Raw genomic sequence first — 15088 nt, 5'->3', positions numbered from 1 at the left:
CGCCGCCGGCCGGACACCGCCGGACGTGTCCAGGCCCCGACGCGCGGACGCCGCCGGTCCGTCACCGCGGGTCCGGGTGGTTGCCGGGCTCGCCGCCCGGTCCGGCCAGAGGTGTCGGCGACAGGGCCGTGGGTTCCTCGCCCGGTTCGAGCAGGGTCTCCGCCGCGCCGACGATCAACGGGTCGGGGGTGCCGACCGCTTCGTGGTCCTTGGCCGGGTAGTCGAAGCGGTCGAGGAGACTGCGCATCGCCTCCAGCCGGCCGCGCCGTTTGTCGTTGTTCTTCACGACCGTCCAGGGCGCGTGCGGCGTGTCGGTGGCCCGGAACATGTCGACCTTGGCCGTGGTGTAGTCGTCCCAGCGGTCGAGGGAGGCCAGGTCCGTCGGGGAGAGCTTCCACCGGCGCACCGGATCGACCTGGCGGATCGCGAACCGGGTGCGCTGCTCGGCCTGGGACACCGAGAACCAGAACTTGACCAGCAGGATGCCGTCGTCGGTGAGCAGGCGCTCGAACATCGGGGCCTGCCGGAGGAACTGCCGGTACTCGTCCTGCGTGCAGAACCCCATGACCCGCTCGACGCCCGCGCGGTTGTACCAGGACCGGTCGAAGAAGACGATCTCGCCGCGGGCCGGCAGGTGGGCCACGTAGCGCTGGAAGTACCACTGACCCGCCTCGCGCTCGGTCGGCTTCTCCAGCGCCACCACCCGGGCCCCGCGAGGGTTGAGCCGCTCGGTGAAGCGCTTGATCGTGCCGCCCTTGCCCGCCGCGTCCCGTCCCTCGCAGACCACGACGACCCGCTGGCCGGTGTCCTTCACCCAGCGTTGGAACTTCAGCAGCTCGATCTGCAGGATGCGCTTGGTCTGCTCGTACTCGCGCCGGCCGATCCTGTGGTCGTAGGGGTGGTTCTCCCGCCAGGTCTCGATCGGCCGGCCGCCGGAGTCCAGGAGCACCGGCCGTTCCGGCTGCCGGTCGTCCACCTCGAGCCCACGCAGCAGGTCGTCCTCACGGGCCGTGCCGTGGATCTCCTGGGTCTGGGTCGCCTGCTCGTGCTCGGCCACGACACCGCCTCTCCGCCTCGCCACTCACCGGGGCCGTCCCGCCCCGGTCTTCTCCCACGTGCCCATCCGAACGAGTCCCATGTACCGTCGCTACGGTCGTTCCTTTCCGTACGGTGCGAGACAGAATGGCGATCACATGGCCGGACTGCGCCTGGGACCACTGCTGAGGTACACCGACGGCTCGTGCGCGACCGTGTGGGTCGAGACGGACGCGCCCTGCACGGCACACGTGCGCTGCTCGGACGGCGCGAGCGGCACCGCCCCCACCTTCCGGGTGGCCGGGCACCACTACGCCCTGGTCACGGTGACCGGGCTCCGACCGGGCACCTCGCCGTCGTACGAGGTGTTCCTGGACGACGCGCCGGTGTGGCCTCTGCCCGACTCCCGCTTCCCGCCCTCGGTCATCCGGTCGCCCGGCGCCGGCGACGCCGTCCGGGTCACCTTCGGGTCGTGCCGCTGGGCCGCGCCCCCGGCCGACGGCAAGGACCCGGTGGGCCCCGACGCGCTCGACACCCTCGCCAAGCGGCTGGCGGCCGACCCCGACGCGCGGCGCCCGGACGTCCTGCTGCTCCTGGGGGACCAGGTCTACGCCGACGAGGTCTCCGAGGAGACCCGGCGCCTGCTGGCCACTCGCCGCGACCTCGACGAGGCGCCCGGCAGCCAGGTCGCCGACTACGAGGAGTACTGCCACCTCTACTACGAATCCTGGCTCGATCCGGAGATCCGCTGGCTGCTGTCCACCGTGCCCAGCTTCATGATCTTCGACGACCACGACATCGTGGACGACTGGAACACCTCCGCCGCCTGGCTCGCCGACATGCGCTCCACCGACTGGTGGCAGCAGCGGCTGCTGAGCGGCCTGATGTCCTACTGGGTCCACCAGCACCTGGGCAACCTCTCCCCTGCCGAACTGGCCGACGACCCGACGTGGGCCGCCGTGCGCGACGCACCCGACGGCACGCACGCGTTGCGCGCCCTCGCCGAACAGGCCGACGCCGACCCCTCCTCGGTCCGCTTCAGTTACCGGCGCGACTTCGGCCGGGTCCGGGTGGTGATGGTCGACTCCCGGGCCGCACGCGTGCTGGACGAGGACCGGCGCGCCATGCTCAACCCGGGCGAGGCCGACTGGCTGCGCGAGCAGGTCCTGGCCGACGAGGGGGCTTACGATCACCTTCTGATCGGCACTTCCCTGCCCTGGCTGCTGCCGCACCTGGTGCACGACGCCGAGGGCTGGGACGCGGCCCTGTGCGCCGGGGAACGCGGGGACCGCTGGGCCCGCTTCGGCGAGTGGCTGCGCCGTGGCGCCGATCTGGAGCACTGGGCGGCCTTCCCGCGCTCCTTCGCCGACCTCGCCGACCTCATCGGCGAAGCCGGATCCGCGCCGGGCGCCCCGGCGAGCGTGTGCGTGCTGTCCGGGGACGTGCACCACGGCTACGTCGCGCGCGCCTCCTGGCCGTCCGGCGGCCCCGGCATACCGGTCGTCCAGCTCACCTGCTCGCCCGTGCACAACTCTGTGCCCCTGACGATGCGGATCGGGTTCCGCTTCGGCTGGAGCGCCCCGGCCCGCCTCCTGGGGCGGTTGCTGGCCCGGCACGGCCGCTGCCCCCGGCCGCCGGTGAGGTGGCGCAAGCAGGGCGGGCCCTGGTTCGGCAACCAGCTCATGACCCTCACCCTGCGCGGCCGTTCGGCCCACCTGTGCCTGGAGCGCACCGGTACCGACGAGACACTGCGGACCGTGCACGAGACCGTCCTGACCGCCGGGTAGTACTGCGCCGGGCGGTGTGCCGCACGAGGTCCGTGCCAGGGGCGGAACCTCCTGGGCCGGTTAGTAGGACTCCGTTGGGTTGTCGCGGCTCTTGCTGTTTGGTGTCTGCGTCGGGGTGCGGGCAGCGGCCGGTGGCAGGTGGTGCAGGTGCCGGTCGCGCACCTCAGGATGTCCTGGAGGGTGTCGAGGATCTGGCACAGAGCGGGTTCGTATCGGGTGCCTTTGGGGCCGTTCGCCGTTCGCCGTTCGCCGTTCGGTGAGGAAGGCATGGGCGGCGGTGACCAGCGTGACGTGGTGGTGCCAGCCTGTCCAGGAGCGGCCTTCGAAGTGGTTCAGGCCCAGGCCGTGCTCGAGTGCGCGGTAGTCGTGCTCGATGCGCCAGCAGATCTCGGCCAGGCGGACCAGTGGAGTCCTACCAGGCCGATGTGCGGCCGCCGAGGGTGGCTTGCTTCCCGGTGTCCTGTTGTCCGTGTCGTCCATTAGGGTTCATGATCACGAACGCGGTGGTTGTATTCCCGTGGTCTAAAGAGGGAGCGCGGGGGAGAGGCAACCCTGCTCTCGTCCCAGGACGGTCCGATCGAGCGGTCCTTCACCTACCAACCCGACGGCGCCCTCACCCGCGTAGAGGACAGCCTCACCGGAGAACGCACCTACACACTCGACGCCGCCAGCCGAATCACCGCTGTCCATGCCCGCGACCGCTGTCCATGCCCGCGGCTGGAGCGAGACCTACGCCTACAACGCGGCGGGCGACCTCACCCACAGCTCCCTGCCCGAACCCGCCCCCGGCCAGCACCACACCGGTCCCGTCCACTACACGGCAGCCGCCTGACAACGGCCGGACGCACCCACGACCACTACGACGCCCAGGGGCGCGTCATCCGCCGCCAGATCACCACCCTCAGCGGCAAGACCCTCACCTGGCACTTCACCTGGAACGCCGAAGACCGCCTCACCCACGTCACCACACCCCACCACGGGCGCTGGCACTACCTCTACGATGCCCTGGGCCGCCGCATCGCCAAATGCCGCCTGGACGACAACGACCGCGTCCTCGAACGCGTCACCTACACCTGGGACGGCGCCCAGCTCGCCGAACAGCACACCGACGGCATATCCCTGACGTGGGACTACCTGGGGCAGTACCCCCTGGCCCAACGCGAAACCAAGATCGCGGATCGGCAGGAGGCCATCGACCGGCGCTTCTTCGCCATCGTCGCCGACCTCTCCGGCGCCCCCAGCGAACTGATCGCCCCCGACGGGACCATCGCCTGGCGTGCCCGCAGTACCGCCTGGGGAGCCACCCAGTGGAACCGCGACCGCACCGCCTACACACCCCTGCGCTACCCGGGCCAGTACTGCGACGATCCCACCTGGGGCAGCAAGGAGGTGTGGATACGGGACGAACACGGCCGCCCTTGCGAAATGCATGCCACCGTCACCCGAGAAATGCTTGGCGAGGGAACCGACGCAAATGTCTCGACACGACCCCCGGTTTCATTGACGGACGCACACAAAGGTCCACCAATTCCCGAAATGAGGGATCTGGAGCTGCGGTCCAGGACGCGGTCCGGGGCAGCCGCGACCGGCCATGGAAGATCATTCAGTACAGTGTCTTTCTTGAGTACGCTGATAACGAAGCGATCTCTGTGCCCAGCCACGTCTACATGGAAGCGGACGGCAGCCGCGGCCTCCGTCTTGACCGTAACTTCCTCCACCCCGATCAGGCCGCACAGAAGATCCGACGCAGGGACGGAATCGAATGACCCCTCTCGAACGCCTTACCGAGCTTTGCCCGCCACCCATATCCGTGCAACCGCCGGTGAACTGGGCAGGCGTCGAATCCGCCCTTCAACTGCGTCTGCCCGAAGACTACAAGCAGCTCACAACTGCCTACGATCCCGGATGTTTCGCCAATTTCCTCTGGGTCTACGACCCACGTCACACCTCCGTCCACGTCAGCCTGCTTGGCCCGGCTCAAGAGCGCACCCGTGCGCAGGTACGTGAGGACTACGCCCGGGGAATCTACCCGGCCCCGGTCGATCCGGAGCTCCTGCTTCCCTGCGGTGGCACCGACAACGGCGAGGGCATCTTCTGGATCACCGACCCGAAGAACGATCCGGATGCCTGGACCGTCGCCGTCAACGAAGCACGAGGGCCACGCTGGTACACCTTCGACGGAAACCTGACCCAGTTCCTGGTCGCCGTACTCAGCGGCACCACGACCGTCCCGCAGTTCCCCGAGACACTGCTGAAAGGTGAAATCGACTTCAAACCCTCGCGCCTTGACCAATGGTCTCCGCCCCTGCCACCTGTGACCGCTCCCGTCAGCACCGACGAAATCCGCGACTGGGCACGTGCGAACGGATACGACGTTCCGATGCGCGGACGTATTCCCGCAGGAGTCCGACAGGCGTGGGAAGAAGCACACAGAAACAACTGACCACAGCAGAGCGCCGGTCACCGGGCGACGGTTGCATCAAAACCCGACGATCATGAATGCCTCGGCCCTGCAAGCCTCCTCTGCCGAGCCCGCGGTGCCGGTCGTCCGGCGGGCGGACCCCGCCCACGCGGTGGTCCGCGAGATGCCGCGCTCCTCCACCGCCCCCGCGCGGAGCCGGGCGTACGACATCGCCACGCACCAGCAGGCGGCGATGCCCGGGGACTGGTCTGTCGTCAGGCGCTCGCCCGGGCGGGCCTCGCCCCGGTTGGCATCGGCATGGGCGAGGCGCACGGTTCGGGCCCCCGGGCCGGGGAGCGGATCGAGTCCGCCTGCCTCGACGCCGTGTGCGGCCAGGCACCCGGGCGGTGTCGCGCCGGGGGCGGTGAGGACCGACATCGGACATACCGAGTCGGTGGCCGGTCTCGTCGGCCTGCTCAAGGCGGCGCTCGCCGTCCGGTGCGGTCAGGTTCCCGCCCCGGTTGACCGTGCGGCGAGGAGCTGATGGGTCAGTGCGCGGTGAGCCCGCCGTCGACGACGAACTCTGCCCCTGTGATGTACGAGGACTCGTCGCTGGCCAGGAAAAGCATCATGGGGGCGATTTCCTCGGGGCGGCCGGCGCGCCGCATCGGGGTCCGCACGATGTCGGGCTGCTGGTCTCCCTCCTGGTCGAGGATCTCCTGGATCATGGGAGTGGCGATGACTCCCGGGTGCACGGAGTTCACGCGCACGCCCTGAGCGGCGTACTCCACGGCGGCGGTCTTGGTCAGCAGGCGCACTGCTCCCTTGGACGCGTGGTACGCGGCGGCGCCCCCGCTGCCGATCAGCCCCAGGACGGACGAGGTGTTGATCACCGAGGCATTGCCGCTGGCGCGCAGCAGCGGCATGGCGGTCTTCATGCCCAGCCAGGTGCCGGTCTGGTTGACCGCGATCACCCGGTGCCAGGCGTGCGGATCGGTTTCCTCGACGCCGGCCCAGTCCACGATTCCGGCGATGTTCACCAGCACATCCAGCCCTGCGAAGTGTCGCTCGACCTGGGCGATGGCCTCGCTCCACTGCTGCGGCGACGAGACGTCCAGGCCGATGCCCAGTGCTTCGGTGCCAGTGCTCTCCAGCCGGGCCGCGAGGTCCGCCGCGGCGTCGGCACAGGCATCGGTGAGCACCAGATGTGCTCCCTGGCGAGCGAACAGTTTTGCGGTGGCCTGTCCGATGCCGCCCGTCGCGCCTGTGATCAGCGCTGTTTTTCCTGCCAGGCGTCCCGTCATGGTCATCCCTCGATTCCTTATGTGGTGTGTCGGGTGCCCCGTGCGCCGGTTCAGAGCGCGGTGAAGCCGCCGTCGGCGGCGACCACGGCTCCGGTGACGAAGCTGGAGCGCGGGGAGGCGAGGAAGCACAGCACCTCGGCGATCGCGGCCGGCTGCGCCACCCGGCCCAGCGGCTGTGCGTCGGCGAAGGACGCGAGGTAGGCGCGGCTGTCGGAGCGGAAGGAGTCGAGGAAGTCGGACTCGATCACGCCCGCGGCAACGAGGTTGGCGCGGATGCCCAGGGGCCCGCCCTCGACAGCGAGCACCTTCGTCAGCTGGGCCAGAGCGCCCTTGGACGCGCTGTAGGCGGCGCCCTCGGGCAGCCCGACGGTGCCCGCGTAGGAGCAGGTGCTGACCATGGCCCCGCCACCGCCGGCCCGCATGGCCCCGAAGGCCTCGCGGGCGAAGAAGAACGAGCCGCGGGCGTCGACCGCCATCACCGCGTCCCAGTTCTCGGCGGTGGTGTCGGTGACAGGCTTGTTCACGGTGCGCCCGGCGTTGTTCACCAGGATGTCCAGCCGCCCGAACGCGTCGACCGCCCTCCGCACGGCCCCGACGGCCGTCTCCTCCAGCGTCACGTCCCCGGTCACCGCCAGGACACCGGGAAACTCCTTTGGCAGTCCTCGGTCTCGGGACGCAGGTCGACGGCGACGACGCGGGCGCCGCGGGCGCTCAGCAGTGCCACCGTCTTCCTGCCGACCCCTCGCGCACCCCCGGTGACAACGGCCACCTTCCCGGCGAAGTCGGCATCCCGCCGATCGTCACCCATCCCGGCCACGGACGGCTCCTCTCCTTGGTTCTCCTCGATCAGCGCGCGTCCCGCGCCAGTCGCTCTGACACCGAGAATGAGCAGGTCAGCAGCCGTCGACCAGGACGTGCGCCGCCTGGGTGCGGGGCACCCAGGCAGCGCACCGGGCCTGTGCTTAACCTGAACAAATGACCGACAACCACCTGGGCGACTTTCTGCGTGCACGCCGCGCACGCCTGCGGCCGCAGGACGTCGACATGGCGAGCTACGGGACCCGCAGGGTCACCGGACTGCGCCGCGAGGAGGTCGCCGTCCTGGCCGGAGTGAACGCCGACTATTACGCTCGCCTGGAACAGGGACGCGAACGCAACCCCTCACCCCAGGTGCTCGACGCCCTCACCCGGGCGCTCCGGCTCGACGAGGACACCCGCGCGCACCTGTACCGGCTCGCCGGTGCCACACCAGGCGACCACCTCGCCGCGCACACGTCCGCACGGGTCAGTCCCGAACTGCGCCAGCTGATGGACGGCTACCCGAACACCCCCGCATTCGTCCTGGACCGCACTCTGGACATCCTCGCCACCAACGCCCTGGCCGACGCCCTCTTCGCCCCCTTCGACCCGCCGGACAACCTGGCCCGCATGACGTTCCTCGACCCCGCGGGCCGGCACTTCTACACGGACTGGGACCGTGCGGCCGAGGCCGCCGTCGCCAACCTGCGCCACGCCACGGGGTTCGACCCGAACGCTCCGCGGCTGCGCGAGTTGGTCCGCACCCTCACCGAGCACAGCACCCTGTTCGCCCGCCAGTGGAACAGCCACACCGTGCGCGGCAAGACCCAGGACGCCAAACACCTACACCACCCGGACGTCGGTCCCCTCACCCTCACCTACCAAGCCTTCGACGTACGCGACGCGCCCGGCCAGCAGCTCGTCATCTACCACGCCGAACCGGGCGGCCCCAGTGCCCAGGCGTTGGACCTGCTCGGCTCTCTCCACGCCACCCGGAGCCGCCGCGAGGCACGACGCCGGAAGGGTGCGGCGGGCGGCCCTGGAGCAGGCGGCCGAGCGTGAGGCCCGCCGTCCCGTCCGCACCGGCTGCGGAGCGAGGTTCACCGACCAGCGCTGGGAGGCGACACAGGCGACGGACCGGGGCGGGCCGATGGGCACCCACCCGCACCTGTGCGACGGCTGCAAGCCGAGGGCCGCAACCGCCGTAGCCCGGCGGCAGGCGAGCAGAAAACCCCAGCGTCCGAGCGCGGCCGGTACGAAAGGGCGCCAGGACCCCGGTACCTGCCGGGGCATGGCAGCACTCTGAGTGGTATGCCTGTCGTCATGTCGCTGCACCAGGAGCAGCAGGCCGTGCCCGAGCGGAAGGCCGGCGGCTGGTCCTCCCGCTTCCGCAGGTGACGCGACCACACCCTGGCCGTCAGCGGCGGCTGCCAGGCTGAAGGCGTGGACCGTGAAGACGAACAGCCGCTGTGCCGCCGGGCCCGCGGCGCCGACCACGACGCCCCCGACCCCGGCCCGCTCCCGCACCGGGCCTACGCATCAGGCGCCCGTGCGGCGCGCCCGCGGGGAAGCCCGGTGAGTGCGACCGGGACCGCGATCCGCCTCCGGACCGCTACTCCCGGGGCTGGATACCGTCGAAGAGGTTGTCAACGATGGCGTCGACGAACTCGGGTGTGACGGGCTCGTCGGGGATCAGGCTGCGGTGGTAGACGGCGCCCCAGAGCTGGTCGACCAGGACCCGGACGTCGACGTCCTCGCGGATCTCGCCTTGTTCCTGGGCGCGGGTCAGGCGCTGGTAGGCCAGTTCGCGTCTGCCCGAGGAGTACAGGGCGCGGTAGGCGCGTGCGAGGTCGGGGTCCGTCTGGGAGGCGCCGATGAGTTCGAGCAGGGCACGGCCTCCCGGCCCTGCCATGACCTGGCGGTGGTGGTGGAGCTGGTCGCGCAGATCCTCGCGTACGTTGCCGGTGTCGGCGAAGGCCAGGGTGGTGTGTACGGCGTGGAAGTACCCGTCGAGGGCGAGCGCGCCGGGTGATTGCCACCACTTGTACAGGGTGGTCTTGCTGACACCGGCGGTTTTGGCGACCCGCTCGAACGTCAGGCCCGCCATTCCCTCGGTCAGGATCAGCCGTCCGGCGGCTTCCAGGACGTCGGCGCGGACCTCTTCGGCGGGACGTCTCCCGCGGCCGCGCCTGCGCGGGCTCGTGGTCGTCTCGTCCGGCTGGGTGGTCACGGGCGCCTCCTGAAGGGTCGGGGTCGAGGGTTGCCGGGATGTCGCGCGGGCGTGGGCGTCGGACGGCGAGCGGGCTCACGATGAGGCCCGCCATGCCGGTGGGGGTGCCCGCGGACACACCCACCGGCATTGTCGGTGTTACGGGTGGACCGGCAGCAGGTCGGCCAGGCCGATGCGGGTGAGGAATTCGCTCCGGATGCGGTCGGCCACCTCGGAGACCGTCTGTGACCCGTCGTCGGCCGGGTCGATGTGTACGCGGTAGGGCCGGGTGCCCCCGGGCAGGGCCACGATGCGGGCGATCTCGTCGGACACCATGGACGCCTCGGCGCCGGCCGGGGACAGGGCCGCGAGTTTTCCCGCGACCTGTTCCACGAGGCCCGCGTACCGCGTCTCGTAGGCGTCCTCGACCGCGGCGTCGGCAGGCGTGCCGGCGTGCGCGAAGTGGTTGGTTCCCCGGGTGAACGACCCCGGCACCACGATGGAGGTCTCCACGCCCCAGCGGGCGAGTTCGGCGGCGTAGCCGACCGCGAGGGAGTCCATGCCGGCCTTCGCCGCGAAGTACGGGGCGAGGTAGGGCGGAGTGCCGCCCTTGACGCTGGAGCTGGAGACCCACACGACCAGGCCTGCGCCGCGTGCACGCATCCCGGGCAGCACGGCCCGGTTGACGCGCTGCGTGGACAGGACGTTGACGTCGTACAGCTGGGCGAGCTGCTCGGCGGTGAAGGCTTCGGCGGGGCCGGTCACCATGTGGCCGGCGTTATGGATCAGGACGTCGATGCGACCATGTTCGGCGAGGATCCGCGCGACGGCGGCGTCGACCGACTCCTGGGAGGTCACGTCGAGCTCGACGGTGCGTAGGTCGACCTCATGCTCGGTGGCGTGGTCGGCGGCGGCCTGGGCGGCCGGGGCGTTGCGGCCGGTGGTGTGGCGCATGCCGGCGTAGACGGTGTCACCGCCGTCCGCGACGGAGCGGGCGGTCAGTGCGCCGAATCCGCTGGAGGCACCGGTGATCAGGACGATCTGCTGGGTGGACACGGCATGCTCCTACTTTCTGGCAGGCGGGACGAGGGAAGGACCGGGCGGCGAAGGTCAGGCGAGGCCGCCGTTGGTGAAGAGGACCTGGCCGTTGACCCATCGGGCCGGGCCGGCGAGGAACGCCACGGTCTCGGCGATGTCGGCGGGCTGGCCGAGGCGCTCGAGCGGCACGGCCTTGGAGAGGTTTGCGATCGTGGCCTCGTCCTTGTCGTTCAGAAACAGTGCGGTGGCAGTGGGGCCGGGAGCGACGGCGTTGACCGTGATGTCCTTGCCGCGCAGTTCTCGCGCCAGGATCAGGGTGATGCCCTCGACCGCGGCCTTGGAGGCGACGTAGGCGCCGTAGGCGGGGAACTGCGTGCGGGTGACCGACGTGGAGAAGTTCACGATGGCGCCCCCGGTCCGCAGCCGATTCGCGGCGAGCTGTGAGACGACGAACGTGCCGCGCACGTTGGTGCGGTGCATGTGGTCGAAGTCGGCCAGGTCGAGCGTGGCGATCGGAGACAGCAGCATGATCCCGGCCGTGTTGACGACGACGTCGATGCCGCCGAACGCGGCCTCCACCGCGTCGAAGGCCGCACCCATCGCGGTCTCGTCGGCGACGTCTGCGCCGACCGTGATGGCGCGGCCGCCGGCGGCGGTGATCTGGTCGGCGACTTCGGTGGCGCGGGCCGGGTTGCCGGCGTAGTGCACGGCGACGGCGTACCCGTCGGCGGCCAGACGCTCGACAACGGCGCGGCCGATACCCCCGGAGCCGCCGGTGACGAGGGCGACGCGCGAGGCGGTGGTCGTGCTGGACATGGGAGACCTCCTGAATCCGGGGCGATGCCGTATGTGAACGACACGTCCATATAAGCAGGTAATGAACGTCGCGTTCATATGTGTGAGGTATGACGTGCCTCACATGCCGCCGCGGGTGTGGTGCCGCTGCATTGCTCAGGTCCTGGTAACGGCAGGCGGAGGGCTGCGTTGAGATGATCATTCCGGCGGAACGGCGCCGACCGCCGCCACCGAGTGCCCCTCCCCTTCACACCTGCGGGGGCGGAGGACCGCCCCTGCGGATGCGGGAAGCGGACGGTCGTTCACATCAAGGATGAACTGGACAGGGAATCATCCCCGCAGGTGCGGGGATGATCAGGCCCGCCGACAGCCCGCGAGGCCGCTTGCCCATGTCCACCACACCGCCTGACGGGAAGCCACCCACGCCGCGTACGAGCAGACTGCCACGCAGCAGTCCTCGGAGGAAGACCGCGGCCGGGAGCGGGCCGGACCCCGCCGTGGTCTGTTCCACCACCGTGGCTGACCGCACACGGTGACGCCTCCCCTCACCACACCGGGGGCATCACCGGACAGTGGTACAGGTCAGGCCTCGGTGGCCTGCTTCGCTGGCGTGGCGGGCGGGGAGTGTCGGCCTTTCTCCACCGTACGCAGCTGTTCCCGGCCGGCCTCGGGGTGTGCGGCGGGGATCGCGTCGACGGAGGCGGTGGTGTTGAGGGCGACGTTGACGGCTCCGGCCCGGCTGGTGTCGAAGTGGACCTTGGCCGACTGCGGGGAGTGGACCCGGCCGAGCCGGACCATTCAGTCGAACTCGACCCTGCGCGCCCCGAGTCGGGCGGCGGCCTGCTCGGGTCCGAGCCGGGGTGTCGGCGGCGACCAGTGCCGCCAGGTCCTCGCGGCGGCGGACCTGGTCGACCTGGCCGGGCTGGTGCAGCGTCCCGCCCGGGGGCGCGCTCAGGTCGGCCAGCGGGCCACGGTCGACGAACCGGCGCACCACGAACGCCGTCACGTTCGCCTTCTCACCGATTTGGTTCGGGCCCTCCGTCGAAGTCGCCTTCGTCGTGCGTCCAGCGCCAGCCCACGGTCCATCGGCCGTAGTGATCGGCGAGGGCGTGCGACATGGCGTCGGCCCAGGACTGTCCCTCGCCCCAAGCCCAGGCACTCATCGCCGGGTCACCAAAGGGGATGTCGGGGCGGCTTGGCACCCTCCGGGCGGGCCCGAGTGACCGCACCACCTGCGGTGCCGACGCGCTATCGAAGAAATGCTGGGCAGGATTCACGTCGTCCCAGGTCAGGAAACGGGGAGCCAGCTCAACAATCACTCCGCAAGCCTGCCCGTCCACCTGACTGTGGTTCAAGCGGATTACCGCAGTGCCGGGAGAAATGCACGGCAGGGGCCCTTCACGACAACTGGGCTGCTCGAAGAACCGCATGAAGGGCGAAGCCGCGGGCGACGTGGAGCACCTGGAGTTCGCTGTATCAGCCCGCCCCGGGCTGCGAGCCCGTGCCAGCTCGCTCGCGTGTCCACGGGTTGGACCGTCATGTACGTGATGCCAAGCTGTGACGGCGGCGGAGCCGGGTGTCAGTACCGCGAAGAACAGGCCGGCGGTGGCGGCGCTTCAAACGGTCGCGGTGATCGCTCGGGTGACGGCCGTGATCGCCGGAGTGGGGTGGCCGCCGAGTCGTGCCACGAGCACACGACGGATCTCGGGGGGTGCGCCGTCGACGCGCAGCAGGCTCACCCCCGGCGGCAGTACCGGTGAGAGGGGGGAGGGCACTGTGGTCACGCCGAAGCCGCCGGCGACCAGCTGGAGTTTGGTCAGCCAGTCGCGCGCGGAGTGGATGACGCGCGGCCGTCCGGGCAGGCCGGGCCAGACGCCGAGCAGCGGCTCGCCGCCTGATGACGGGGTGGCGATCCAAGCGGCATCGACCAGCTCGTCGACGTGCACCGTGGTGCGCCCGGCGAACTCTCCGGTCGAAGGCACCGCCACGACCAGCTCGGTGTCCGCGACGGTCTCGAGGTGCAGCCGTGGCGAGTCGCCGTCGAAGGGCCGGTGGGGCGGTCGGGATGTCAGCACGGCGAGGTCGAGCGAGCCCGCGCGCAGCGCCCGGATCAGGGTGGGTGTGGTGCCCTCGCGGGTGGTGACCGTGATCTGCGGGTCGGCCGCCGCGAGGTGTGCGAGTGCGGCGGGCAGGATCGCCGAACCCGCGCTCAGGACTGCCCCGAGCCGTACAGGTTCGGTCCGTGGGACGGTCCCAGCGAGCTCACGCTCGGCCGCCGCGAGCGAGGCGAGGACCGTGTGGGCGTGCCGCAGCAGGGTCAAGCCGGCGGGAGTGAGCCGTACCCCGTCCGGACGGCGTTCGAACAGGGTGGTACCGACGCTGCGTTCGAGGGCGGCGGCCTGACGGGAGACGGCCGACTGCGTGTAACCGAGCCGGGCAGCCGCCGCGGTGAAGCTGCCGGACTCGGCGATCTGCCGCAGGACCCGCAGTCCCGTACTGGAGATGTCCATGCGGGATACGCATACCACAGATGCCGGATCGTCGCTTCCCGCATGCTCGTCCCGCTCCTAGTGTTTCGATCTCGAGAGCACGGACAACACGGAGGTCATCACGTGCGAGCAGCAGTTCTGACGCGGTTCGGTGCCCCGCTCGCGGTGCGGGAGGTACCGGACCCCGAGGCCGGCAGCGGTGAGGTGGTGGTCGAGGTCCTCGCCGCCAACGTGGCGCCCTACGCGGCCGACGTCTTCAGCGGCAAACGGAAGTACCCCCTTGTCCCCCCTGTCGTACCCGGTGTCGGCGCGGTGGGGCGGATCCTCCACGTCGGCCCGGACGCCACCCGGCTGCAGGCCGGCGACCTGGTGTGGTGCGACTCGACGGTGCGCTCGCGGGACGACGCCCTGACGCCCGACATCACGCTCCAGGGCTGGAGTTCGCGGGGCGAGGGCGGCGCGCGGCTCGCCGAGTACCTGCACGACGGCGCGTTCGCCGAGCTCATGCGGGTCCCGACGGAGAACGTCTACCCGCTGCCCGCCGCGGCCGGGGAGGATCCGGCCCGCTGGGCCGCGCTCACCGTGCACACCATCTCCTACGGCGGGCTGCTGGCAGGCGGGCTCGCGGCCGGCGAGACCTTGCTCGTCAGCGGGGCCACCGGCAACCTCGGCAGCAGCGCGGTCGCGGTCGCGTTCGCGATGGGCGCCGGCCGCGTGGTCGCCCCCGGCCGCAACAAGGAGGCGCTCGACCTCCTCGCCGACCGGTTCGGCCCGCGTCTGCGCCCGGTCCCGCTGACCGGGGAGGAGGCCACCGACCGCGCGGCGATGTCCGCGACAGCCGACGGCCCGATCGACATGGTGATCGACCTGCTCCCGCCGAGCGCACCCAGCTCGGCCTCGCGTGCGGCGGCCATGACCGTGCGCGAGTACGGCCGCGTCGTCCTCATGGGCGGCGTCGGCATGCTCGGTGGCGACGACCTCGCACTCCCGTACCCATGGATCATGCGCAACTCGGTCACCGTGCGCGGGCAGTGGATGTATCCGCGCACGGCCAATGTCGGCATCATCCGGCTCCTCGCCTCGGGCACTCTGGATCTCGCCTCCGAGCGGGTCCGGTCGTTCGGCCTCGATGCCGTCAATGACGCCATCACGTACGCCACCGCGCACGGTGGCCCGTTCGACCGCACCAGCCTCACCCCTTCAGCCGACTGACACGGCCCACCGATCCACCC

General features: G+C 70.8%; 14 protein-coding genes and 3 pseudogenes. 7 read left to right on the top strand and 10 right to left on the bottom strand.

Going from position 1 to position 15088, the window contains the following annotated elements; all coding sequences use genetic code 11:
• Positions 1-61 precede the first annotated feature (61 nt).
• Positions 62-1057, bottom strand: a complete 996-nt coding sequence (gene ppk2 / locus Srubr_RS09810; RefSeq protein ID WP_189997733.1) for a polyphosphate kinase 2 — start codon at positions 1055-1057, stop codon at positions 62-64.
• Positions 1058-1193: 136 nt separating this feature from the next.
• Between ppk2 and Srubr_RS09805 the strand changes: the two genes are divergently transcribed.
• A complete protein-coding gene (locus Srubr_RS09805) occupies positions 1194-2822 on the top strand; it encodes an alkaline phosphatase D family protein (RefSeq protein ID WP_189997732.1) in 1629 nt (542 codons plus the stop codon).
• Between the two features lie 163 nt (positions 2823-2985).
• Here the strand turns inward: Srubr_RS09805 and Srubr_RS09800 are convergent.
• Positions 2986-3227: pseudogene (locus tag Srubr_RS09800) on the bottom strand (IS701 family transposase); the annotation flags it as partial.
• A 283-nt stretch (positions 3228-3510) separates the two neighbouring features.
• Here Srubr_RS09800 and Srubr_RS40445 point away from each other — a divergent pair.
• From Srubr_RS40445 to Srubr_RS41920, 4 genes and pseudogenes are all read left to right on the top strand, one after another.
• Complete coding sequence (locus Srubr_RS40445) at positions 3511-3654, top strand: hypothetical protein (RefSeq protein WP_229926873.1); 144 nt, start codon at positions 3511-3513, stop codon at positions 3652-3654.
• Positions 3655-4584: 930 nt separating this feature from the next.
• Positions 4585-5265, top strand: coding sequence for an Lsr2 family DNA-binding protein (locus tag Srubr_RS09790; protein ID WP_229926860.1), 681 nt, complete (start codon positions 4585-4587; stop codon positions 5263-5265).
• 222 nt (positions 5266-5487) lie between these two features.
• Positions 5488-5565 (top strand): annotated as a pseudogene (locus tag Srubr_RS41925) (hypothetical protein); the annotation flags it as partial.
• Positions 5566-5647: 82 nt separating this feature from the next.
• A complete protein-coding gene (locus tag Srubr_RS41920; protein WP_203854956.1) occupies positions 5648-5767 on the top strand; it encodes a hypothetical protein in 120 nt (39 codons plus the stop codon).
• A gap of 4 nt (positions 5768-5771) precedes the next feature.
• Here Srubr_RS41920 and Srubr_RS09770 read toward each other — a convergent pair whose 3' ends face one another.
• Positions 5772-6527, bottom strand: coding sequence for an SDR family NAD(P)-dependent oxidoreductase (locus tag Srubr_RS09770; protein WP_189997798.1), 756 nt, complete (start codon positions 6525-6527; stop codon positions 5772-5774).
• Between the two features lie 50 nt (positions 6528-6577).
• Positions 6578-7335: pseudogene (locus tag Srubr_RS09765) on the bottom strand (SDR family NAD(P)-dependent oxidoreductase).
• Positions 7336-7502: 167 nt separating this feature from the next.
• Between Srubr_RS09765 and Srubr_RS09760 the strand changes: the two are divergent.
• On the top strand, positions 7503-8387 hold the full coding sequence (locus Srubr_RS09760; RefSeq protein WP_189997729.1) for a helix-turn-helix transcriptional regulator: 885 nt from the start codon (positions 7503-7505) through the stop codon (positions 8385-8387).
• Positions 8388-8937: 550 nt separating this feature from the next.
• On the opposite strand, the gene Srubr_RS09755 is transcribed toward Srubr_RS09760, so the two are convergent.
• From Srubr_RS09755 to Srubr_RS09730, 6 genes are all read right to left on the bottom strand, one after another.
• Positions 8938-9555, bottom strand: a complete 618-nt coding sequence (locus Srubr_RS09755; RefSeq protein ID WP_189997728.1) for a TetR/AcrR family transcriptional regulator — start codon at positions 9553-9555, stop codon at positions 8938-8940.
• A gap of 138 nt (positions 9556-9693) precedes the next feature.
• Entirely contained in the window at positions 9694-10590 is an 897-nt protein-coding gene (locus Srubr_RS09750; protein ID WP_189997727.1) for an SDR family oxidoreductase, read from the bottom strand.
• Between the two features lie 54 nt (positions 10591-10644).
• Positions 10645-11388: an SDR family oxidoreductase gene (locus Srubr_RS09745; protein WP_189997726.1), complete on the bottom strand. Its 744-nt coding sequence runs from the start codon at positions 11386-11388 to the stop codon at positions 10645-10647.
• Between the two features lie 561 nt (positions 11389-11949).
• A complete protein-coding gene (locus Srubr_RS09740) occupies positions 11950-12165 on the bottom strand; it encodes a hypothetical protein (RefSeq protein ID WP_189997725.1) in 216 nt (71 codons plus the stop codon).
• A gap of 218 nt (positions 12166-12383) precedes the next feature.
• Entirely contained in the window at positions 12384-12722 is a 339-nt protein-coding gene (locus Srubr_RS09735; protein ID WP_229926858.1) for a hypothetical protein, read from the bottom strand.
• Positions 12723-12983: 261 nt separating this feature from the next.
• The gene (locus Srubr_RS09730) at positions 12984-13877 is read right to left on the bottom strand and encodes a LysR family transcriptional regulator (protein WP_189997724.1); all 894 of its coding nucleotides are present in this window, start codon (positions 13875-13877) and stop codon (positions 12984-12986) included.
• A gap of 102 nt (positions 13878-13979) precedes the next feature.
• Between Srubr_RS09730 and Srubr_RS09725 the strand changes: the two genes are divergently transcribed.
• Positions 13980-15068 carry an alcohol dehydrogenase catalytic domain-containing protein gene (locus Srubr_RS09725; RefSeq protein WP_189997723.1) on the top strand — a complete coding sequence of 363 codons (1089 nt, stop codon included), beginning with the start codon at positions 13980-13982 and terminating at the stop codon, positions 15066-15068.
• The last annotated feature ends 20 nt before the right edge of the window (positions 15069-15088 follow it).

It is taken from the genome of Streptomyces rubradiris (assembly GCF_016860525.1).
Lineage (GTDB): Bacteria > Actinomycetota > Actinomycetes > Streptomycetales > Streptomycetaceae > Streptomyces > Streptomyces rubradiris.
The sequence above is the reverse complement of the archived record's forward strand: the minus strand, read 5'-3'. Positions and strand labels throughout refer to the sequence as shown.